The sequence below is a fragment of the Streptomyces jumonjinensis genome, assembly GCF_009600885.1.
In the GTDB taxonomy this organism is placed as follows: domain Bacteria; phylum Actinomycetota; class Actinomycetes; order Streptomycetales; family Streptomycetaceae; genus Streptomyces; species Streptomyces jumonjinensis.
This window is the reverse complement of the sequence record NZ_VCLA01000133.1, coordinates 27511-49091: the sequence shown is the minus strand read 5'-3', so window position 1 is coordinate 49091 and position 21581 is coordinate 27511. Positions and strand designations below refer to the sequence as shown.

23 protein-coding genes are annotated in these 21581 nt (G+C 71.4%); 14 read left to right on the top strand and 9 right to left on the bottom strand.

The features are described 5' to 3' along the window. Window positions 1-295: 295 nt before the first annotated feature. From FF041_RS15805 to FF041_RS15795, 3 genes are all read left to right on the top strand, one after another. Window positions 296-1894: an ABC-F family ATP-binding cassette domain-containing protein gene (locus tag FF041_RS15805; protein WP_323372518.1), complete on the top strand. Its 1599-nt coding sequence runs from the start codon at window positions 296-298 to the stop codon at window positions 1892-1894. Between the two features lie 432 nt (window positions 1895-2326). Beyond that, entirely contained in the window at window positions 2327-2548 is a 222-nt protein-coding gene (locus FF041_RS15800; protein WP_006123601.1) for a helix-turn-helix domain-containing protein, read from the top strand. 186 nt (window positions 2549-2734) lie between these two features. Then, complete coding sequence (locus FF041_RS15795; RefSeq protein WP_153487716.1) at window positions 2735-3538, top strand: enoyl-CoA hydratase/isomerase family protein; 804 nt, start codon at window positions 2735-2737, stop codon at window positions 3536-3538. Between the two features lie 603 nt (window positions 3539-4141). On the opposite strand, the gene FF041_RS15790 is transcribed toward FF041_RS15795, so the two are convergent. Next, window positions 4142-4867 (bottom strand): hypothetical protein, encoded by a 726-nt coding sequence (locus FF041_RS15790; RefSeq protein ID WP_153523405.1) that lies wholly within the window; start codon window positions 4865-4867, stop codon window positions 4142-4144. 207 nt (window positions 4868-5074) lie between these two features. On the opposite strand from FF041_RS15790, the gene FF041_RS15785 reads away from it, so the two are divergent. The 5 genes from FF041_RS15785 to amaP all read left to right on the top strand — a co-directional run bounded on the left by FF041_RS15785 (window position 5075) and on the right by amaP (window position 7467). Continuing rightward, window positions 5075-5548 carry an Asp23/Gls24 family envelope stress response protein gene (locus FF041_RS15785; RefSeq protein ID WP_153523404.1) on the top strand — a complete coding sequence of 158 codons (474 nt, stop codon included), beginning with the start codon at window positions 5075-5077 and terminating at the stop codon, window positions 5546-5548. A gap of 39 nt (window positions 5549-5587) precedes the next feature. Further along, the gene (locus FF041_RS15780; protein WP_153487709.1) at window positions 5588-5779 is read left to right on the top strand and encodes a hypothetical protein; all 192 of its coding nucleotides are present in this window, start codon (window positions 5588-5590) and stop codon (window positions 5777-5779) included. A gap of 102 nt (window positions 5780-5881) precedes the next feature. Further along, window positions 5882-6214, top strand: coding sequence for an Asp23/Gls24 family envelope stress response protein (locus FF041_RS15775; RefSeq protein WP_323391924.1), 333 nt, complete (start codon window positions 5882-5884; stop codon window positions 6212-6214). Further along, window positions 6211-6882, top strand: a complete 672-nt coding sequence (locus FF041_RS15770; RefSeq protein WP_153523403.1) for a DUF6286 domain-containing protein — start codon at window positions 6211-6213, stop codon at window positions 6880-6882. The genes FF041_RS15775 and FF041_RS15770 overlap by 4 nt, the downstream gene beginning before the upstream one ends. A 6-nt stretch (window positions 6883-6888) precedes the next feature. Further along, window positions 6889-7467, top strand: a complete 579-nt coding sequence (amaP, locus tag FF041_RS15765; RefSeq protein WP_153523402.1) for an alkaline shock response membrane anchor protein AmaP — start codon at window positions 6889-6891, stop codon at window positions 7465-7467. 153 nt (window positions 7468-7620) lie between these two features. Here the strand turns inward: amaP and FF041_RS15760 are convergent, their stop codons facing one another. The 5 genes from FF041_RS15760 to FF041_RS15740 form a co-directional block, all read right to left on the bottom strand. Beyond that, complete coding sequence (locus FF041_RS15760; RefSeq protein ID WP_153523401.1) at window positions 7621-8376, bottom strand: SDR family oxidoreductase; 756 nt, start codon at window positions 8374-8376, stop codon at window positions 7621-7623. Window positions 8377-8380: 4 nt separating this feature from the next. Then, on the bottom strand, window positions 8381-10168 hold the full coding sequence (locus FF041_RS15755; protein ID WP_323391912.1) for a glycoside hydrolase family 15 protein: 1788 nt from the start codon (window positions 10166-10168) through the stop codon (window positions 8381-8383). A 52-nt stretch (window positions 10169-10220) separates the two neighbouring features. After that, window positions 10221-11009: an SURF1 family cytochrome oxidase biogenesis protein gene (locus FF041_RS15750; RefSeq protein WP_323391911.1), complete on the bottom strand. Its 789-nt coding sequence runs from the start codon at window positions 11007-11009 to the stop codon at window positions 10221-10223. Between the two features lie 255 nt (window positions 11010-11264). Further along, window positions 11265-11498, bottom strand: coding sequence for a hypothetical protein (locus FF041_RS15745; RefSeq protein WP_153487684.1), 234 nt, complete (start codon window positions 11496-11498; stop codon window positions 11265-11267). A 54-nt stretch (window positions 11499-11552) separates the two neighbouring features. Next, a complete protein-coding gene (locus FF041_RS15740) occupies window positions 11553-12587 on the bottom strand; it encodes a DEDDh family exonuclease (RefSeq protein ID WP_153523399.1) in 1035 nt (344 codons plus the stop codon). 200 nt (window positions 12588-12787) lie between these two features. On the opposite strand from FF041_RS15740, the gene FF041_RS15735 reads away from it, so the two are divergent. From FF041_RS15735 to FF041_RS15725, 3 genes are all read left to right on the top strand, one after another. After that, window positions 12788-13627, top strand: coding sequence for a VIT1/CCC1 transporter family protein (locus tag FF041_RS15735; RefSeq protein ID WP_153523398.1), 840 nt, complete (start codon window positions 12788-12790; stop codon window positions 13625-13627). Window positions 13628-13813: 186 nt separating this feature from the next. Next, on the top strand, window positions 13814-14698 hold the full coding sequence (locus tag FF041_RS15730; protein ID WP_153523397.1) for a sterol desaturase family protein: 885 nt from the start codon (window positions 13814-13816) through the stop codon (window positions 14696-14698). Window positions 14699-14709: 11 nt separating this feature from the next. Next, the gene (locus FF041_RS15725) at window positions 14710-15369 is read left to right on the top strand and encodes a lysoplasmalogenase (protein WP_323372522.1); all 660 of its coding nucleotides are present in this window, start codon (window positions 14710-14712) and stop codon (window positions 15367-15369) included. Between the two features lie 124 nt (window positions 15370-15493). On the opposite strand, the gene FF041_RS15720 is transcribed toward FF041_RS15725, so the two are convergent. Further along, window positions 15494-17026: a S8 family peptidase gene (locus FF041_RS15720; RefSeq protein WP_153523396.1), complete on the bottom strand. Its 1533-nt coding sequence runs from the start codon at window positions 17024-17026 to the stop codon at window positions 15494-15496. Window positions 17027-17308: 282 nt separating this feature from the next. Between FF041_RS15720 and FF041_RS15715 the strand changes: the two genes are divergently transcribed. From FF041_RS15715 to moaA, 3 genes are all read left to right on the top strand, one after another. Continuing rightward, the gene (locus FF041_RS15715) at window positions 17309-17677 is read left to right on the top strand and encodes a DUF485 domain-containing protein (protein ID WP_323391910.1); all 369 of its coding nucleotides are present in this window, start codon (window positions 17309-17311) and stop codon (window positions 17675-17677) included. A gap of 29 nt (window positions 17678-17706) precedes the next feature. Beyond that, window positions 17707-19326 carry a solute symporter family protein gene (locus FF041_RS15710; RefSeq protein ID WP_153523431.1) on the top strand — a complete coding sequence of 540 codons (1620 nt, stop codon included), beginning with the start codon at window positions 17707-17709 and terminating at the stop codon, window positions 19324-19326. 217 nt (window positions 19327-19543) lie between these two features. Beyond that, on the top strand, window positions 19544-20533 hold the full coding sequence (moaA, locus tag FF041_RS15705) for a GTP 3',8-cyclase MoaA (RefSeq protein WP_153523394.1): 990 nt from the start codon (window positions 19544-19546) through the stop codon (window positions 20531-20533). 89 nt (window positions 20534-20622) lie between these two features. On the opposite strand, the gene FF041_RS15700 is transcribed toward moaA, so the two are convergent. Both FF041_RS15700 and FF041_RS15695 read right to left on the bottom strand, forming a co-directional pair. Then, entirely contained in the window at window positions 20623-20856 is a 234-nt protein-coding gene (locus FF041_RS15700; RefSeq protein ID WP_153523430.1) for a hypothetical protein, read from the bottom strand. Window positions 20857-21037: 181 nt separating this feature from the next. Beyond that, window positions 21038-21436, bottom strand: coding sequence for a DUF3099 domain-containing protein (locus FF041_RS15695; protein ID WP_228388235.1), 399 nt, complete (start codon window positions 21434-21436; stop codon window positions 21038-21040). Between the last annotated feature and the right edge of the window lie 145 nt (window positions 21437-21581).

Below are 21581 nucleotides of genomic sequence, written 5' to 3'. Positions count from 1 at the left end.
GGCCCGCCCAGGGCCCCCGTCAGCCGTCTGCGGGGCCTCCGCGGTGCCCGCCCCCGCGCACCCGGTGTGAGCTGAGTCTCAGCCGGGCGTCCGACCCTGGCCGTGCTCCCGCGCACCGGAGCGTCCGCCCCTTGCCGTGCCCCGCGCACCGCGCCCACGGGCCCGGTCCGAGCCGGGATAACCACTTGCAGGCCCCCGTTAGACTGGCCCTTATGGCCATTCTCCTTGCGCATTAGACGGCGCCGAAGCCTCCACGCCCGTCCTTCCGTCGTTCCCACCGCCCTGGAGTCTGTCCGTGATCACCGCTTCCGGTATCGAGCTGCGCGCCGGCGCCCGAGTCCTCATCGAGTCCGCTTCCTTCCGCATCGCCAAGGGCGACCGGATCGGCCTGGTCGGCCGCAACGGCGCGGGGAAGACCACCCTCACCAAGTGCCTCGCGGGCGAGGGCATCCCCGCCGCAGGCGCCATCGCCCGCTCCGGCGAGGTCGGCTACCTCCCCCAGGACCCGCGCACCGGCGACCTCGACACCCTCGCCCGCGACCGCATCCTCTCCGCCCGCGAGCTCGACTCCGTACTCCGCAAGATGCGCGAGAACGAGGACCGGATGGCGAACGGCCAGGGCGCCACCCGCGAGAAGGCGATGAAGAAGTACGAGCGCCTGGAGACGGAGTTCCTCACCAAGGGCGGCTACGCCGCCGAGGCCGAGGCCGCCACCATCGCCGCCGCGCTCGGACTCCCCGACCGGGTCCTCGGCCAGCCGCTCCATACGCTCTCCGGCGGCCAGCGCCGCCGGGTCGAGCTGGCGCGCATCCTCTTCTCCGACGCCGACACCCTGCTCCTCGACGAGCCCACGAACCACCTCGACGCCGACTCGATCGTCTGGCTCCGCGACTACCTCAAGACCTACCGCGGCGGCTTCATCGTCATCTCCCACGACGTCGACCTGGTCGAGACGGTCGTCAACAAGGTCTTCTACCTCGACGCCAACCGGTCGGCCATCGACGTCTACAACATGGGCTGGAAGCTCTACCAGCAGCAGCGCGAGGCCGACGAGAAGCGCCGCAAGCGCGAGCGCCAGAACGCCGAGAAGAAGGCCGCCGCCCTCAACGCGCAGGCCGACAAGATGCGCGCCAAGGCCACCAAGACCGTCGCCGCCCAGAACATGGCCAAGCGCGCCCAGCGGCTGCTCGCCGGCCTGGAGGACGAGCGGGTCTCCGACAAGGTCGCCAAGCTGCGCTTCCCCGAGCCCGCGCCCTGCGGCAAGACCCCGCTCACGGCGGAGGGCCTGTCCAAGTCGTATGGATCGCTGGAGATCTTCACCGATGTGGACCTCGCGATCGACAAGGGCTCCCGGGTCGTCATCCTCGGCCTCAACGGCGCGGGCAAGACGACGCTGCTGAGGCTGCTCGCGGGCGTCGAGAAGCCCGACACCGGAGAGGTCACCCCGGGGCACGGCCTCAAGCTCGGCTACTACGCCCAGGAGCACGAGACCCTCGACCCGGACCGCTCGGTCCTGGAGAACATGCGTTCCTCCGCCCCCGATCTCGATCTGGTCGAGGTGCGGAAGACGCTCGGCTCGTTCCTCTTCTCCGGCGACGACGTCGACAAGCCCGCCGGAGTGCTCTCCGGCGGTGAGAAGACCCGGCTGGCGCTCGCCACCCTGGTCGTCTCCTCCGCCAACGTCCTGCTCCTGGACGAGCCCACCAACAACCTCGACCCCGCCAGCCGCCAGGAGATCCTCGGCGCGCTGCGCACCTACAAGGGCGCGGTCATCCTCGTCACCCACGACGAGGGGGCCGTGGCGGCGCTGGAGCCGGAGCGGATCATCCTGCTGCCGGACGGCGTCGAGGACCTGTGGGGCGCGGACTACGCGGATCTGGTGACCCTCGCCTGATCCCGGATCGGCGGCCCCGGATCGGCGGCCCCGGAGCGGTGACTTCCGGGGCGGCGGCCCGGTCCGGGTGGCCCGGCGGAGCCGCGCCGAGTACGCCGGGTCGTGCTGATCCACTGGGTATGGATCATTCGGCTCATGGGTGATCCATCATCTGAGTGAGTACGTCTCATACCCCGGCGGAGAGCTCGTCCGATTGTCGTCATCCATGCATTTGTCCAGCAGATCCTGGGCATACCCCCTCTGACCTGCTACTTCCCTTGGATCCTTCTTTTGGTGCGCTGAGGCCGGGCTCCGGAATGAGTGATTCCGGTCGCCGTGGCCGTATGTCGGGGCATGAAGGTCCTCGCATGGACCTTGCCGAATGGGTGGCCAGGAAGGGCGCAAGGGGTGATCATGAGAAGTCCAGAGCGCACTTCCCATGAGGAGGCACGGGTGGCCGAGACTCTGAAGAAGGGCAGCCGGGTTACCGGCGCCGCGCGCGACAAGCTCGCGGCAGACCTGAAGAAGAAATACGACTCCGGTGCGAGCATCCGGGCGCTGGCCGAAGAGACCGGTCGCTCCTATGGATTCGTCCATCGGATGCTGAGCGAGTCCGGAGTCACCCTACGGGGACGCGGCGGAGCGACGCGAGGCAAGAAGGCCGCTTCGGCCTGAGGTCCTGAAAGACCAGGGCTCCCCATCGGTTCTGCGTGGTGCCCACCCGGCCGGTCGGCCGGGTGGCCCCGGCAGTCGTCCACCGGTGGCCGGTCACCGGACGGTGGCCGTCTACGGGTGGTTACTGTGCGGTCGCTTAGCTAGTCTGCGACTGCACCGACACTGCACCCGAACCGGAGGCGCCCCATGACTTCGCCCGACTCCGTGCACGACCTCGTGCTGGACAAGGACGGCGTACGGCTCACCGTCGAGGACACGGTCGCCACGGTGACCCTGACCAACCCGGCCAAGCGCAATGCCCAATCTCCCGCTCTGTGGCGGGCATTGACGCACGCCGGGCGGTCGCTGCCGGGCACCGTGCGGGTCGTGGTGCTGCGCGGCGAGGGCAAGTCCTTCTCCGCCGGACTCGACCGGCAGGCGTTCACCCCGGAGGGCTTCGACGGGGAACCGTCGTTCCTCGATCTGGCGCGCGGCTCCGACGCGGAACTGGACGCCGCCATCGCCGAGTACCAGGAGGCTTTCACCTGGTGGCGACGGAGCGATCTGGTCACGATCGCGGCCGTGCGGGGCCATGCCATAGGCGCGGGCTTCCAGCTCGCGCTCGCCTGCGATCTCCGGGTCGTGGCGCCGGACGTTCAGTTCGCCATGCGCGAGACCAGTCTCGGACTCGTCCCCGACCTCGCGGGCACCCATCCGCTGGTGTCGCTGGTGGGGTACGCCCGTGCGCTGGAGATCTGCGCCACGGGACGCTCCGTGCACGCGGAGGAGGCCGAGCGCATCGGGCTGGCCAATCTGGTGGTGCCCGAAGCGGAGCTGGACGACGCCGTACGCGATCTCGCCTCCGCGCTGCTCGCCGCGCCGCGTGACGCGGTGATCGAGACCAAGGCGCTGCTCCAGGGCGCCGCCGAGCGGTCGTACGACCAGCAGCTCATCGCGGAACGGGCGGCTCAGGCGCGCAGGCTGCGGGATCTCGCGGGCCTCGGCGACTGACCGGCCGCCGCAGGGGGCGCTCCGGGGGTAGGCCGGGTGTGTTGTGGGCTGGGCGACGGTGTGCTGGGGTCCGGGGTTCGCCCGGGGGCTTCGGGGCTGGGCGGGGGTGCTCCGGGGCTGGAGTCCGGGGGCCGCTCCGGGGTGGTGCCGGGACTCATGATTTACGGGCGCGTTTCCAGCCCTTGTTCAATGACGGGCCTCCTTCGCGCCACAAATCACGTTTTACGTCCCGGCACCACCCCTGCGCGGCCCCCTCCCCTGAGACCCCAACCTGCCGACCGCCTATCCCGGGTGCCGGGCAACCCCGGCAAACCCAGCCCCTTGGGGATCCCCCCGGACGAAGTCTGCAAAATCCAGCCTCGCCGGTATTTGAGGCAAGGGGGGCCAAATTCAGCCCCGCCGGCGATTGAGGCGCGGGGGTTCGGGGGCTGGCCCCCGACAAGGGCCCGCACAGGGCAGGGTGGCCCCCTCCCCTGAGACCTCAACCGCCCGCCGCCGATCCCGGCCGTACGAAGCGCGCCCAGTCGCTGGGGAGCGCGGCCCCTCCCATGTGCTCACCATCGCCCGGCCCGGCGGTCCCGGTGTCCGGCGGCCCGCCCGGGCTCAGAGGGATACCCGGGTGACCAGCACGGATACCGGGCGGTCGTCCCCGAGTGCCCCCGAGACCGCCATGCGGACCGCCCTCGCCACGGCCGGCGGGTAGTGGCCGGGCGCCGTCGCCACCTCGACGCGGACATGGTCCGCCGCCAGCCGGACGGCCGGGCCGAGCGCCGCCCCGGGCTCCGCGACCCCCGGGACCGAGGCCACCGCCCGCCCGACCGCGTCCGTCGCACCGGTGCCTGCCCTGAACGCCGTCCCGGCCCCCTCCTCCCCGCCCGTCGCACCGGCAGGCTCGGCGGCCGGAGGCCCATGTCGCGCACCCCGGCCGCTGCCGGCCCCAGCCGTCTCCAGAAGCGCCGTCACCCGGAGGTCCACCGCCTCGACCGCCAGCCCCAGCGTGTCCCGCGCCGCCGAGAACAGCGCCCGGCGCAGCGCGTCCGTGACCGCCGCCAGCGGCCGTAGGGCCGTCACGGCGAGCTCCGCGTCGATCCGCAGCGGCCCCGGCGGCAGCGCGCTCGGCGGCGGCGGTACGGCCGGGACCGCCGCCGTCTCCGGATCGATGAGCGCCAGCCGCACCTTCCCCAGCTCCATGTCCGCGACCCCGCCCGCCGCGATCCGCAGCACCTCCCCGGCCGCCTGCTCGGTGAGCCAGGCCCCGTCCGCCGCTTCGCCCAGCGGGAGCAGCCTGCCGAGACCGAGCCGTCTCCGTACCGCGTCCGCAGTGGTCATTGCCCCAGCCTGCCGTATCCCCGGCGCGGGAGAGGACAACCGCGCTTAATGTGGGCTAAAGGGTGTCTTAGGGATTTTTCAGCATGCTCGGTTCTTCCCCGTGACGCCCAGCAGTATCCGGACGGTCTCCGGCAATCGGAGCACCAGAACAGCGCCGGAGGCCGGAAACCCCGGAATCCCCGGTGAACCCGGAAGGGATGCGAGGCGATGAGTGAATCAACCGGCAGTGCCCCCGGCGGCTCGGGCGGCGAGCCGAGGAAGACATCGACCAGCAAGCGCGGCGGCGGGGACCCCGGCTCCCGGGGCCGCACCACCATCGCCGACGGCGTCGTCGAGAAGATCGCCGGACTCGCCGCACGCGACGTGGTCGGCGTCAACGCCATGGGCAGCGGTCTCTCCCGGACCTTCGGCGCGGTACGGGACCGGGTGCCGGGCGGTGCCAAGTCCCAGGTCACCCGAGGGGTGAAGGCCGAGGTCGGCGAGGTGCAGACCGCCATCGACCTGGAGATCGTCGTGGACTATGGCGTCGCCATCTCCGATGTCGCCCGAGCGGTGCGCGAGAACGTGATCTCAGCAGTGGAACGGATGACGAGCCTGGAGGTCGTCGAAGTCAACATCGCGGTCAGCGATGTGAAACTGCCCGAGGGCGAGGACGACGAGCCGGAGCCGCGGATCCAGTAGCCGACCCGTTCCGCACACCCCTGTAAGAGGAGCTCAGACATGAGCATGGCTATGGCCGGCATGCTGGCCGGTATGGCGCTCGGCTTCGCCGGGTATTTTGGTGGCTTCGGCGCGTTTCTGCTGGTCGCCGCACTCGGCGCGGTCGGTTTTGTGGTGGGCCGCCTGGTGGAGGGCGACTTCGAGCCCGGAGACTTCCTCCGCGGTCGCGAGCGCGGCGACCGGCGGCGGTGACGGCGGGTGGCCTCGGAGCACAACAGCGCACGACCCGGTGACGGTGACGGTGACGGTGAACGGGACCCGGACGTACGGAGGGATCCGCCGCCCGGCGGGCGGATCGCGCCCGGTGAACGGGGCGCGACCGCCATCGCCGACCGGGTCGTCGCGAAGATCGCCGGACAGGCGGCCCGCGAGGCGATCGGCACGCTGCCCCGGGGCGGCAGGGCTCCCCAGGCCGCCGTCACGGTGCGCCATGACGCCGCCCGGGTGAGGGTCAGCCTGGAACTCGGCTATCCCTCCGACATCGGCGGACAGTGCGGCGCGGTCCGCCGCCGTGTCGTCGAACGGGTGGAGACTCTGGTGGGCATGACGGTCCCCGAGGTGTCGGTGCTGGTCGAGAGGCTGCACTCAGCGCACTCACCCGGCACGGCCGAGGGGCGGACGGCATGAGCGGCCCCTCCGTACCACCGGCTTCGCCCGGCCCCCGGCAAGACCCCCCGACCTCCGCAGCGCACCAGCCGGCGCCCCCGGCCGCCGACTCCGAACCGTTTCTGGTGCCGAACCGGAAGGCCGGCACGGGCCGCTTCTGGTCGGTACGCCGCATCCCGGCCGCGCTGCTCGCCGCCGTGGTGCTCGGCGGCGCGGGGATCGTGCTGTACGACATCGCCGCCGTACGGGCGGGCCGGCCCGCCATGCGGTGGCGGCGGACCACCGCGGACGCGCTCGCGCGCTGGCGGCTGGACGACCCCTGGGTGATCGCGGTCGCGGCGGCCGTCGTGGTGCTCGGGCTCGTCCTTCTGGTGCTCGCCGTGACCCCTGGTCTGCGACGGCTGCTGCCGATGCGCCGGCACGACCCGACCGTCCGGGCGGGGCTGGACCGGGACGCGGCGGCGCTGATCCTGCGCGACCGGGCGATGGAGGTGTCCGGAGTGCGTTCGGTACGCGTGCGGATGCGCCGGGCGAAGGTCTCGGTACGGGCCCGCTCGCACTTCCGTGACATCGACGAGGTACGCGCGGATCTGGACGCCGCGCTCGACGCCGCCATCGTTGAACTCGGCCTGGCGAAGCCGCCGGCGCCGGTGGTGCGCGTCCTTGGGCCGTCGGACAGAAAGGGATGAGGCGGAATGCTCCGATGCGTCAACCGTCTGCTGCTCGGTCTCGCGGGCGCGGTGCTGGTGTGCGGGGGAGGGGCGGTGCTCGCGGCGGCGACCGGGCTCTCGACGCCGTCCTGGTGGCCCTGGTACGGTCCGCGCGATGTGCTGGTGAGCACGGCGGACCGGGCGCGGTGGCGGGACGAGAGCTGGTGGTGGCCTTCGGTCGTCGCCGGCCTCGCGGTACTGGTCGTGCTGGCCCTGTGGCTGCTCCTCGCCCAGCTGCGGCGGGCCCGGCTGGCGGAGATCCTCGTCGACAGCGGCGACGGCGCGGGCGCACGGCTGCGGGGACGGGCGCTGGAGGAGGTACTGGAGCGGGAGACGGAGTCGCTGGAGGGCGTCGAGCGGGCGCGTATCCGGCTGACGGGCCGCCCCCGGCGGCCCGAGGGGAAGGTGCGGCTCCGGCTGGAGCCGTTCGCCTCCCCCGACCGGACGCTGACCCGGCTGACCTCGGAGGCGGTGGTCCATGCCCGGGACTCGGCGGGGCTCGCCTCGCTCCCGGCCGAGGTCCGCCTCCGCGCGGCCGGACACGGCGCGCGGAGGGTGACCTGACGCGGCCCCGGCCCGTTCTCTCTGCTGACTGCTGACTGCTGACTGCTGACTGCTGACTGCTGACTGCTGACTGCCGACCGCTGTCCGCCGCCCCGGTCCCGCCCGCTGCCCCGGTCCCGCACGCCGGAGCCCCGTCCTGATCCCGGCGCGACGCTAGAACCCGTGTCGCGCGCCCCCGTCCACCGGAAGCATCACTCCCGTCAGATACGAGGCGGCCGGCGACAGCAGAAACGCCGCCACCCTGCCGAACTCCTCGGGAGCGCCGTACCGCCGCAGCGGAATACGGGACTCGTTCCCGGCGCGGGCCGCGTCCGCGTCGCCCGAGAGGGCGTCCAGTTCGCGTACCCGGTCCGTGTCGATGCGCGACGGGAGCAGGCCGATCACCCGGATTCCCCGCGGGCCCAGTTCGGCCGCGAGCGACTTGGCGAAACCGGCCAGCCCCGGGCGGAGCCCGTTGGAGATCGTCAGGCCCGGGATCGGCTCATGGACCGAGCCGGAGAGGACGAAGCCGATGACTCCGCCCTCGTCCAGCGCCGCAGCGGCGGTCCGGGCCGTCCGCACCGCGCCCAGGAACACCGAGTCGAACGCCGACCGCCACTGCTCGTCCGTGTTGTCGGCGGCGAATCCGGGCGGCGGGCCGCCCACACTGATCAGCACCCCGTCGACCCGCCCGAAATGCGCCCGGGCCGCCGCGATCAGCCGTTCCGCGCCCGCAGGGTCCGCGTTGTCCACCGCCATCCCCACCGCGTCCGGGCCGAGCGCGGCGGCGGCGTCCATGACGGTCTTCTCGTCCCGCCCGCTGATGACGACCTTCGCGCCATCGGCGACCAGCGCGCGCGCCGAGGCGTTGCCCAGCCCCCGCGAGGCGCCCGTCACCACATAGACGCGGTCCTTCAGTCCAAGATCCATGGACCTATCCTGCATTCTCCTGCCGGTTCAGCGCGAGGGCCGAGTTCACCAACCCGATATGGCTGAACGCCTGGGGAAAGTTCCCGAGCTGCCGTCCGGAGACCGGTTCGTACTCCTCGGAGAGCAGCCCGACATCGTTGCGCAGCGCCAGCAGCCGCTCGAACAGCTCTCGGGCCTCTTGCCCCCGGCCGGTCATCAGCAACGCGTCCACCAGCCAGAACGAGCAGGCCACAAACGCGCCTTCCTCGCCCGGCAGCCCGTCCACCGCCGGGCCCTGGGTGCTGTAGCGCCGCACCAGCCCGCCCTCGGTGCCGAGTTCCGCGCGGACCGCGTCCACGGTGCCGATCACCCGTGGGTCGTCCGGCGGCAGAAAGCCGGTCCGGGGGATCAGCAGGGTCGCCGCGTCGAGTTCGGCGGAGCCGTAGGACTGGGTGAAGGTGTTGCGCACGGGGTCGTAGCCCTTCTCGCACACATCCTGGTGCACCTGGTCCCGCATCGTGCGCCAGCGGCCGGCGTCCCCGCGCAGCGAGGGGTCCGCCTCCAGGGTGCGTACGGCGCGGTCCGCGGCCACCCATGCCATCACCTTGGAGTGGACGAAGTGGCGGCGCGGACCCCGTACCTCCCAGAGCCCCTCGTCCGGCTCCCGCCACTTCGTCTCCAGGAAGCCGAGCAGGCTGAGCTGGAGGTACCAGGCGTGCCGTTCCGCCGGGAGACCGGCCTCCCGGGCGCGGTAGAGGGAGTCCAGGACGCCGCCGTACACATCCAGCTGAAGCTGTTTCACGGCCGCGTTGCCGGTGCGTACGGGGGCGGAGCCCGCGTACCCCGCCAGCCACGGCAGCTCCGTCTCCGGCAGCCGCCGCTCCCCGGCCAGCCCGTACATGATCTGGAGGTCGGCCGGGTCGCCCGCCACGGCCCGCAGCAGCCAGTCCCGCCAGGCGACGGCCTCCTCCTGATAGCCCGCCTCCAGCAGCGCGTCCAGGGTGAGCGTGGCGTCCCGCAGCCAGCAGAAGCGGTAGTCCCAGTTCCGTACGCCGCCCAGCTCCTCCGGCAGCGAGGTCGTCGGGGCGGCGACGATCCCGCCGGTGGGTTTGTAGGTGAGCGCCTTCAGGGTGATGAGCGAGCGGACCACGGGATCCCGGTAGGGGCCGGCGGTCTGGCAGGCGGTGGCCCAGTCGGACCAGTCCCGGAGGCTGCACTCCAGTGCCTCGAACGGGTCCACCAGATCCGGCCGCTGCTGGTGCGAGGGATGCCAGGTGAGGACGAACGCCACCTTCCGGCCCGCGTCGACCGTGAACGACGAGACGGTGCTGAGCTTCTCCCCCCAGGTCCTGACCTGGGGAGCGCTGCGCAGCCAGACCGAGTCGGGCCCGGCGATGGCCACCCGGTGGCCGCCCGAACGCCGCACCCACGGCACGACCGAGCCGTAGTCGAAGCGCAGCCGCAGGACGGCCGTCATCTCCACCGAGCCGCTGACGCCCTCCACGATCCGCATCACATCGGGCGCCTCGTCGCGCTGGGGCATGAAGTCGATGACCTTCACCGTGCCGGCCGGGGTCTCCCACACCGACTCCAGGACGAGCGAGTCGCCGATGTAGCCGCGCCGGGTGCAGGGGCCCATGCCCTTGGGGGCGATGCGCCAGTGACCGTTCTCCTCGTCGCCGATGAGCGAGGCGAAGCAGGCCGCCGAGTCGAAGCGGGGCAGACAGAGCCAGTCGATGGAGCCGTCCGTGCCCACCAGCGCGGCCGTCTGGAGATCGCCGATCAGGGCGTAGTCCTCGATGCGTAGGGTCACGCTGTGGCGCATTCCCGCCGTACGCGGGGACCAATCAGGGACGGCGCCCGTGTCAGGCGTTCGCCGGGGCGGGCTGCGGCGCCGCCTCGGCGGCGGCCCGCCGGTCGCGGACTTCCCGGCGTACGAGGACCACCCAGCCGACGGGTACTCCGGCGACGAACAGCCACCACTGGACCGCATACGCCATATGGGCGCCGATGGAGTCGTGGTCGGGCTCGGGGATCAGCTCCGGCGAGCCGTCGGAGGGCTTGGTCTCGGAGGTCTGCTCCAGATAGCCGCCGAGCACGGGCTTCTTGAGCAGCTCCGACTGCTGGGCGCTGTTGATGAGCATGACCTGGCGGGGCGGCAGCCCGGCGAGGTCCTTGATGCCGCTGCCCTTCGTCGTCTCATCGGCCTTGAGCCGGCCGGTGACGGTCACCTCGCCCCTGGGCGCGGGCGGCAGCTCCGGGAACGCCTTCTGGTCGGCCGCCGCCGGGATCCAGCCCCGGTTGACCAGGACGACCCGGCCGTCGGCGAGGACCAGCGGGGTCAGCACATGGAAGCCGACCTTGTCGTCCGCGTTGGTACGGCGGCGTACGACGACCTCGCCGTCGGTGTCGTAGACGCCGGTGGCGGTGATCGGGCGCCAGTAGTCCGAGCGGGGGACGCTGTGACCGGGGGAGGTCAGCTCGGTCACCGGGACCGGCTTCTCCGCCAGATTCCGTGCGATCAGGGCGTTCTGCTCGACCCGGCGCTCATGGCGGTGGAACTGCCAGAAGCCCAGCTCGATCATCGTCGGGATGAGAACGAGGCCGATGAGGGTGAGGATCACCCACTGCCGGGACAACAGGAAGCGGTACACGGCCCTGACCGTACCTCCTGCGCCGGGCGGCCCTCGCGGTGGGGGGTTCCCCGAGAGGCCCGAGAGGCCCGAGACGCCCGAGACGCCCGAGAGACCCATGGAGGGGCCGAGTGGGGCCGGGGAGGGGCCGGGTGGGGGCCCGCGCAGCCCTGTGCGGGCCCGTGCGGGTCCCCCGGGGCGTCCGGAGGCGTCCGGGGAGAGGTCCCACGACGGGCCCGTGGACCCCATGGACCCGTGGTCATGGAGGGCGGGGCCTCACACCTTGTCGACGATGCCGATCCTCCCCTCAGCGCGGGCGCAGTGGGCCCCGCAGTACCAGTGGCCCTGGACCTCCACTCCCTGGCCGATGACCTGGACCCGGCAGTGTTCGCAGATGGGCGCCATCCGGTGGATCGCGCAGGAGAAGCAGTCGAAGACATGCACCGCGCCCTGCGCGTGCACCTCGAACGACATGCCGTAGTCGTTTCCGCAGACCTCGCAACGTGCCATGCGCCACAGGGTGCGGCGCGCGGCTCCCGATCCGCCGGGCGGCACGCCCGCCCGTCACCCGTCTGCCCGGTCGCTCCTCCGCGCCGTCGGGTCGTCGGCCGGGGCCACATCCCGCAGCAGCTGGGTGAAGGCCGCTTCGTCGACCACCGGTGTGCCGTACGTCCTGGCTTTGACCGTCTTGGAGGTCGCCGAGTCCGGATCGTTGGTCACCAGCAGACTGGTCAGCCGGGAGACGCTGGTGGCGATGTGCAGCCCGGCCTCGGCGGCCCGGTCCTCCAGCAGCTCCCGGTCTATGGAGGTGTCCCCGGAGATCGCCACCCGCATCCCCTGCTTCAGCGCCCCGCCCGGCTCATACCGCCCGGGGTTGGGATGGGGGCAGACGGGCCGCTTGCGCGAGGGACGCCAGCTGCCCGGCCCATAGCGGCCGGAGCCGGCCGAGGACCGGCCATACGACGGCTGGTAGCCGATCCGCGGGGTGGCGGGGGAGTCCGACCACTCCGTCAGCGGCCGGCACTCCAGCAGCGGCAGCCGCACCCCGTCGCGCGCGGCGGTGCGCAGACTCGGCCGGAAGGCCTCCGCCAGCACCCGGGCGTCGTCCAGCGCGTGGTGCGCCCGCTGCTGGACCACGCCGTAGTGCGCGGCCAGCGACTCCAGCTTGTGATTGGGCAGCGGCAGCGCCAGCTCCTTGGACAGCGCGATGGTGCACAGCCGCTGCCGGGTGGGGGCGGTGCGCCGGGCCCGGGCGTACTCCCGGGCGATCATGGACCAGTCGAAGACGGCGTTGTGCGCGACGAGCACCCGGCCGGCCAGCCGCTCGGAGAAGTCGTCGGCGATGTCGCCGAACAGCGGCGCGCCGTCGAGCACATCGCTCGTCAGCCCGTGAATCCACACCGGACCTGGATCGCGCTCCGGGTTCACCAGCGTGTACCAGTGATCCTCGACGTCGCCGAAGGCGTCGAGCCGGTAGACGGCAGCGGAGACTATCCGGTCGTCGCGGGCGAGGCCGGTGGTCTCCACGTCGACGACCGCGTACCCCTGCGGATACGCGGCCGGCCACGTCGGCGCTGCTGTCGTGCTGTCGTCGAGCATGGTCACAGAGAATACGGGCCCCCACTGACAACTCCGGATCCGCCTGCCCTGTACGCTCCTTGCGCTTCCGCGCGCCCCCTGGCCGAAAACGCCACCCGCCGACGCGACCCGACGCGATCCCGACGGACGCGACCGGCCCCTCGTACGCCCATGGCGGGTCGGTACGGAGACGGCGAACGTCCCGGTGAGATCCTCCGCGAATGACCGCGTCCTCTGACGAACCCCCAGCCGAAGACCGGGCCGGGCCTCCCCCCGGACCCCCGGCCGAAAACCGTGCCGAAGACCGCGCCGGGCCTCCCCCCGGCACCCCGGCCGAAGGCCGCGCCGCGGACCGGGCCGAGCTCCACGCCGAACCCCATGGCGCGGCCCTCGGGACCCGGCTCAACTGGCTGCGCGCCGCCGTGCTCGGCGCGAACGACGGCATCGTCTCCACCGCCGGACTCGTCGTCGGCGTCGCCGGAGCCACCGGCGACCGCACCGCCCTGCTCACCGCCGGCCTCGCCGGACTGCTCGCCGGCTCGATGTCCATGGCGGCCGGCGAATACGTCTCCGTCTCCACCCAGCGCGACTCGGAGCGCGCCGCCATCGCCCTGGAACGACGCGAACTGCGCGAACAGCCGGACGCCGAACTCGACGAGCTGACCGGGCTGCTGGCGGACCGGGGACTGAGCCGCGAGGTCGCCAGGGAAGCAGCGGTCCAGCTCACCGAACGCGACGCGCTGCGCGCCCACGCCCGGGTGGAGCTGGGCATCGACCCGGACGCCCTGGCCGAGCCCTGGCACGCGGCGGTCGCGAGCTTCCTCGCCTTCACGGCTGGCGCGCTGCTCCCGCTGCTCGCGATCGTGCTGCCGTCCGCCTCGGCACGGCTGCCGGTCACGGTCTGCTCGGTGCTGTCGGCGCTGGTGCTCACAGGATGGTGGAGCGCCCGGCTGGGCGCGGCGCGGGCGGGCCGGGCGATGCTGCGGAACGCGGGCGGGGGAGCGCTGGCGATGGCGGTGACCTATGGGGCGGGGTCGCTGCTGGGAGCGGTGGCGCTCTGACAGCCTGCGGCCCTGACGGCCCTGACAACTCTGAGCCGAGCCGGCGCTCCGAGCCCCTGCCCCGACCCCCTGACCCGAGGCCGGCCGTTTTGGTGGAACTCACCAAAATCAGCTGACAATCCGTCTCACATACTTGTGGGTAACACCATCTATCCGTGCCCCCGCGGCCCCGCCTACGGTGCACCCATGCCGAATCCCCCCGATGTCGTGCTGTGGTCGATACCCGCCTTCGCGCTGCTCACCGTCCTGGAAATGATCAGCTATCGGCTCCGTCCCGACGACCGGGCCGCGGGCTACGAGACCAGGGACACGGCCACCAGCATCGGCATGGGTCTCGGCAGCCTCGTCTTCGACCTCCTCTGGAAGATCCCCATCGTCGCGGTCTACACCGCGGTCCATGAACTCACCCCGGCCCGCATCCCCGTCCTGTGGTGGACCCTCCCGCTGATCCTGCTCGCCCAGGACTTCCTCTACTACTGGGCCCACCGCGGCCACCACGCCGTCCGCATCCTCTGGGCCTGCCATGTGGTCCACCACTCCAGCCGGAAGTTCAACCTCACCACCGCGCTGCGCCAGCCCTGGACCGGCCTGACCGTCTGGCCGTTCTATCTCCCGCTCATCGCCTGCGGAGTGCATCCGGCCGCCCTCGCATTCTGCGCGGCGGTCAATCTCGTCTATCAGTTCTGGGTGCACACCGAGCGCGTCGGTCGGCTGCCGCGCCCCTTCGAGTACGTCCTCAACACGCCCTCCCACCACCGGGTGCACCACGCGTCCCAGGGCGGCTATCTGGACCGCAACTTCGGCGGCGTCCTCATCCTCTGGGACCGGTTCTTCGGCTCCTTCGCCCCCGAGACCGAGCCCTGCGTCTTCGGCCTCACCAAGAACATCGACACCTACAACCCGCTGCGGGTCGCCACCCATGAGTACGCGGCCATCGCCCGCGACCTCCGCGCGGCGCACACCTGGCGGGAGCGCGCCGGGCGGGTCTTCCGGGGACCGGGCTGGCAGCCCCCCGGCCCGCGCGCCGCCGGACGGACCGGCGCCGTCGCGACCACGGGAGGCGCCCGGTGAGCGCCCCGGAGATCCGTACGGCATCCGCCCCGGCCCCGGGCCGTGGCCTCCGGGAGACCCTCGGCCCGCTGCTGCTCGCCGCCTTCGCCCTGGCCCTCCTCGCCGACCTCGGCTCGCTGCTCGCGGGCGCGGAGACCGGCCACCGGATCGCCAAACCGCTGCTGATGCCGCTGCTCGCCGCGTACACGGCGGTACGGGGCGGCCCCCGTCTGCTGATCGCCGCGCTGCTGCTGGGCTGGGCCGGCGATGTGCTGCTGCTCTCCGACGCGGAAGCGGCCTTCCTCGCCGGCATGGGGTCCTTCGCCGTGGGCCATCTCTGCTATCTGACGCTCTTCGGCCGCTGCCGTACGCCCAGGCCGCTCGCGCCCGGCTACGCCGTCGCGCTGGCGACCGTCGTCGTCCTGCTCTGGCCCGACCTCCCCGCCGGACTGCGGATTCCCGTCGCCGGATACGCGCTGCTGCTGACCGCGATGGCCTGGCGCGCGAGCGGCTTCGGCGCGCTCGCCGGCGCCGGCGGAGCGCTCTTCCTCGTCTCGGACCTGCTCATCGCCACCGAGGTGGCGCAGTGGCCGCAGCCGCCCGTGCCCGACTTCTGGGTCATGTTCCTCTACGGCATGGGCCAGCTGGGGCTCACCGCAGGAATCCTCGCCCGGACCCGGCTCCCCGCCTGACCGAGGCAGGGGCCGTACGAAGGGGTCCTACGAAGGGGCCGTACGAAGGGGCCGTACGAAGGGGCCGTACGAAGGGGCCGGGCGCGCACCGCGCGCCCGGCCCCTTGTCCGTACCGCGGACCGGTCAGCGGCGCACCGCGTCCAGGGCGTCCGCGACGCCCGAGCCGTAGAAGCCGTTCTTCTTCTTACCGCCCTCGCACACCGCGTCCACCGTGCCGTCGCCGTCGATGTCATACGGGTTGGTGCACGCGCGGTCGTCCGCCTGCTTGGCCAGCAGCGCCTTCAGCTTGGCCGGCGAGGCCTTGGGGTGCTGCGACTTGAGCAGCGCCACCACACCCGCGACATGCGGGGTGGCCATCGAGGTGCCGCCCATGTAGACGTAGCCGCCGTCGGTGCTCGTGGAGAGGATGCGGCCGTCCGTGGCCGGGCCGTCCGGCTTCTGGTACCTGGTCCGGTCGCCGCCCGGGGCGGAGATGTCGACCACGCCGTCGCCGTAGTTGGAGAACGAGGACTTCAGGCCCTTCGCGCCGGTCGAGGACGTGGTCAGCACGCCCGGCAGCTGCGTCGGGATGTCCAGGCACTCGCTCGGGTCGACGACCCGGTCCACCGGGGTGGTGTCATTGGGGCTGGTGGGGTCGTCCAGCTTCTCCGCCGCCAGGTCGAGAGCGTCGTTCCCGGCCGCCGCGACATTCACCGCGCCCTTGCGCTCGGCGTACCGGGTGGCCCGCTTCACGGACTCGACCAGGGCTTCCTGGTCCGGGTCGTTCTTGCAGGCGAACAGCCACGGGTCCGTGTAGTAGCTGTTGTTGGTGACCTCGACGCCCTTCTCCGCGGCCCAGACGAACCCGCAGACGACCGCCTCGGTGTAGAAGAACCCGGCCGACGTCGACACCTTGATGCCGGAGACCTTGACGCCCGGGGCGACGCCGGTGACGCCGACCCCGTTCTTGGCCGCGGCGATGGTGCCCGCGACATGGGTGCCGTGGTCGCTCTCGCCCGGGGCCGGCCGCCAGGAGCCGGGCTTGGTGACCGGCTTGCCCGTCACACAGTTCGCCGAGGCCCGCTCGTCGAAGTTGGGCGCGAGATCGGGGTGGGTGTCGTCGACCCCGGTGTCGATGACGGCGACCGTCACCTTCTTGCTGCCCAGGGTGCGCTTGTGGGCCTTGTCGGCCTTGATCGCGGGCAGGCTCCACTGGAGCGGCTCCAGCGGGTCCTGACCCCCCGTGGCCTTGGCCGCCGCGGACCGCGCCTCCTGGGGGGTGAGCGGACGCTCGGAGCCGATGGAGGTGTCGGTCGCGGGGGCGATGGGAGCCGTACGCGTGGCGCCGGCCGACTCGACACCCCGCACCGCGCGGATCTTCTGGGCGAACTCAGGGTTCTGCGAGTGAACGACGATGACGCCTATCTGGTCATACGCGATCACTATCGACCCGCCGGCCTTGGCTATCGCCTTCTTCACCGCCTTGGCGGTGGCACGGCCGCTCTCGACGTTCACCACGTACGACAGCTTCGGGCCATCGGCGGCCACCGCGGCGGACGCGGCGACGGCGGGTGCGGCGGTCGCCGCGCCCCCCGGGAGGAAGCCGAGCGAAGCCGTGAGCGCCAGGCCGGCCGGAAGCGCGATGACGCGCCGCCGTCTCGATCCCAGAAGAGCCATGGGTTCTCCACATCATCGTGACAGCCATCCGGGCGCCGACTGCGCCTGGATGGGTACATGACCAGCGAAGTTATCGCCGATCTTGGTCGTCATCAATGCATACGAGAGGAAAACCTGAACCGAAATCGACGAACACGAACAAAAAAGGCCGATGTTGAACCGGTCCGGCGCGCTCCCCGTGCCGTTGTCAGGAGGTGGAGCAACATCAATCCGCCCCCTGAACCCGTGTGAAGAAGGTCCGACTTGTCCATCCCCATCGCTCCAGCGTCACGAGGAGATTCCGTGGCAACCGATGCACCGTCGCCGCCCCATGGCGATACCGACACCAACCCGGCCCAGCCCACGACGGAGCAGTTCGTCGAGATGCAGAAGAGCGCGGAGTTCGCCGAACTGCGCCACACCTACCGCTCTTTCGCCTTCCCGCTGACCGTCGCCTTCATCGTCTGGTATCTGCTGTACGTCCTGCTCTCCAACTACGCCGGCGGGTTCATGGGGACCCAGCTCTTCGGCAACATCAACGTCGCCCTCGTCTTCGGCCTCGCCCAGTTCGCCACGACCTTCCTCATCGCCTGGCTGTACTCCCGTCACGCGGCGGCACAGCTCGACCCCCGGGCCGAGGCCATCAAGGCCCGGATGGAGGCGGAGCTGTGAGCACCGCCCTCCAGTTCACCGCCGGCGGCCTGCTGGCATCGGACCTCGCGGCCGAGAGCGCCACCACCGAACACCGGCCACTGATCATCACCCTCTTCGCCGCCTTCGTCGTGGCCACCCTCTTCATCACCGTCTGGGCGGGCCGCCAGACCAAGAGCGCGGCCGACTTCTACGCGGGCGGACGCCAGTTCACCGGCTTCCAGAACGGTCTGGCGATCTCCGGCGACTACATGTCCGCCGCCTCGTTCCTCGGGATCGCGGGCGCCATCGCCCTCTTCGGCTATGACGGCTTCCTCTACTCCATCGGCTTCCTCGTCGCCTGGCTCGTCGCCCTGCTGCTGGTCGCCGAACCGCTGCGCAACTCCGGCCGGTTCACCATGGGCGACGTCCTCGCCTATCGCATGCGCCAGCGCCCGGTCCGCACCGCGGCCGGGACCTCCACCATCGTCGTCTCCATCTTCTATCTGCTCGCGCAGATGGCCGGTGCCGGTGTCCTGGTCTCCCTGCTCCTCGGCATCACCAGCGACAGCGGCAAGGTGCTGATCGTCGCCCTCGTCGGCGTACTGATGATCCTTTACGTCACCATCGGCGGGATGAAGGGCACCACCTGGGTCCAGATGGTCAAAGCGGTGCTCCTCATCGCGGGCACGCTCCTCATCACGTTTCTGGTGCTGCTCAAGTTCAACTTCAACATTTCCGACCTGCTCGGCACCGCCGCGGAGAAGAGCGGCCACGGCACCGCCTTCCTGGAGCCGGGGCTGAAGTACGGCGCGACCGAGACCTCCAGACTGGACTTCATCTCCCTCGGCATCGCCCTCGTCCTCGGCACCGCCGGACTGCCGCACATCCTCATCCGCTTCTACACCGTGCCCACCGCCAAGGCCGCCCGGAAGTCCGTCAACTGGGCCATCGGCATCATCGGCGCCTTCTACCTCATGACCATCGCGCTGGGCTTCGGCGCCGCCGCCGTCGTCGGACCCGAGACGATCACCGCGTCCAACAAGGCGGGCAACACGGCCGCACCCCTGCTCGCCCTCCACATCGGCGGAACCGACTCCGCGGGCGGCGCGATCCTGCTCGCCGTGATCTCCGCCGTCGCCTTCGCCACCATCCTCGCCGTGGTCGCGGGCCTCACCCTCGCCTCCTCCTCGTCCTTCGCCCATGACATCTACGCCAATGTCATCCGCAGGGGCCAGGCCACCGAGAAGGAAGAGGTCCGTGCGGCCCGCTGGGCCACCGTCGCCATCGGCGTCGTCTCCATCGGGCTCGGCGCGCTCGCCCGTGATCTCAACGTCGCCGGGCTCGTGGCCCTCGCCTTCGCGGTCGCCGCGTCGGCGAACCTGCCCACGATCCTCTACAGCCTCTTCTGGAAGAGATTCACCACCCAGGGCGCGCTCTGGTCCATCTACGGCGGTCTGATCTCCTCCGTGGTCCTGGTGCTCTTCTCGCCGGTCGTCTCCGGCAAGCCGACGTCCATGTTCAAGGACCTGGACTTCTACTGGTTCCCGCTGGAGAACCCGGGCCTGGTCTCCATCCCGCTGGGCTTCCTGCTCGGCTGGCTCGGCTCCCTCCTCTCCAAGGAGAAGCCCGACACGGGCAAATACGCGGAACTGGAGGTCAAGTCCCTCACCGGGACCGGCGCCCACTGATCCACCACACGGACGGGGACGGCCGAGGCGCGCGAGCACGCGTGCCTCGGCCATCCCCGTCCCTGTCCCTGCCCCCATCCCGGTCCGGGTCCCGGTCTTTGGCAGCCTCCCCGACGCTACTTCGGCATCTCCCGCTCCTGTGGGCCCACCGCTCTCCTGTCCCACTGACGTAGTCTCGAAGACCATTGGGGAGAAACCGTGTGAGGGGAGGCGTGCCATGCTGGTGGACACCTACGGCCGTAGAGCCACGGATCTGCGGGTTTCACTGACCGACCGGTGCAATCTGCGGTGCACGTACTGCATGCCGGAAGAGGGCCTCCAGTGGCTCGCCAAGCCGGATCTGCTCAGCGACGACGAGACGGTCCGGCTGATACGCGTCGCCGTCACCCTCCTCGGCGTCACCGACGTCCGCTTCACCGGGGGAGAACCGCTGCTACGCCCCGGACTCACCGGGATCGTGGAGCGCTGCGCCGCGCTCGACCCCCGCCCCCGGATGTCGCTGACCACCAATGGCATCGGTCTCGCCCGTACCGCCGCCGCGCTGAAGGCCGCCGGTCTGGACCGCGTCAATGTCTCGCTCGACACCCTGCGGCCCGAGGTCTTCCACCGGCTCACCCGCCGCGACCGCCACCATGACGTGATCCACGGCCTCGAAGCGGCCCGCGCCGCCGGGCTCACCCCCATCAAGATCAACACCGTGCTGATGCCGGGAGTCAATGACGACGAGGCCCCCGAGCTGCTCGCCTGGGCCATCGCCGAGGGGTACGAGCTCCGCTTCATCGAGCAGATGCCGCTCGACGCCCAGCATGGCTGGAAGCGCGACGGAATGATCACGGCCGACGCCATCATCGCCTCGCTGAGCAGCCGCTTCACCCTCGCCCCCGAGGGCGAGCAGCGGCGCGGCGCCGCGCCGGCCGAGCGCTGGCTCGTGGACGGCGGGCCGCACCGCGTCGGGGTGATCGCCTCGGTCACCCGCCCCTTCTGCGCGGCGTGCGACCGCACCCGGCTCACCGCGGACGGACAGGTGCGCTCCTGCCTCTTCGCCCGTGAGGAGACGGATCTGCGGGCCGCGCTGCGCTCGGGCGCACCGGACGCGGAGATAGCGGATCTCTGGCGGCGGGCGATGTGGGGCAAGAAGGCGGGCTCGGGCCTGGACGACCCCTCGTTCCTTCAGCCGGACCGCCCCATGTCGGCCATCGGCGGCTGAGCCGACGGCCGGGCCGGGCGCCGTCTGCCGCCGGGCCGCTTTCCGCTGAGCCCGGGGCCCCGGGCCCCGGGCTCGCTGGCCTGGAGGGCTCAGGAGCCCTCCGGCTCCCGCGCGTCCCACTCTTCCAGCGTCACGACGTCCTTGAGGAAACCGCGTACCCCGAGAAAGCCGGAGAGATGCTCGCGGTGCTCCTCGCACGCGAGCCAGGTCTTACGGCGGTCCGGGGTGTGCAGCTTCGGGTTGTTCCAGGCCAGCACCCACACCGCTGCCGCACGGCAGCCCTTGGCGGAACAGATCGGGGATTCATCGCTCACGAGGTCCATGCTCTCGCACAAGGCGATGCCGGGCAGCCACGGGGGGAGCTGCCCGGCATCGGTCTGTCGCTCCGACGGGGGATGCGGAGCGCACACGAAGTATGTCACGGGTAACGGGGTGTGGTGCACCGGAACTTCAGGATTGCGCCTGAGGTTTTCCTGAGGATTGAGAGCCCGTCTTCCGGGGCAGTCAGCCCGCTTCCCGCTCGCTCCGGCTCTCCCCGGCACGGGTGTCACGCGCGGTGTCACGCGCCTCTGTTTCCGGCTCCGATTCCCCGGCCGCGGCCTCCGCGGAGGGCTCGATCTCCGGCCGGTAGGGAGCCACCGTGAACGTCGACGGCAGCGAAGGAGCGTTCTCCCGGCCCGCGTTGGCGATGACCACGGCGATATAGGGGAGAAGGATCCCGAGCGCGAGCGCCACGATCGCCACATGCCGTTCCACATTCCACAGCACGGCCGCGAGAATCACCGACACGGTCCGGACCGACATCGAGATCACATAGCGGCGCTGCCTTCCGCGTACATCGTCGGCGAGCCCCTGACGGGCGCCGGTGATCCGGAAGACCTCCGCGTGCGTCTGCTTCCGCATCACATTCCACCGCCTGTTCTCGCTGCCGGACGCTCCCCGGTCCTGACGCCTTCCACCGTACGCCGCCCCTGCGACGGCTACGAGAGTGGGGGCGTCTCCTCGCTGCGTGCCCTCACTGCGCCGTAGCGCGTATGGGCCCACCCGA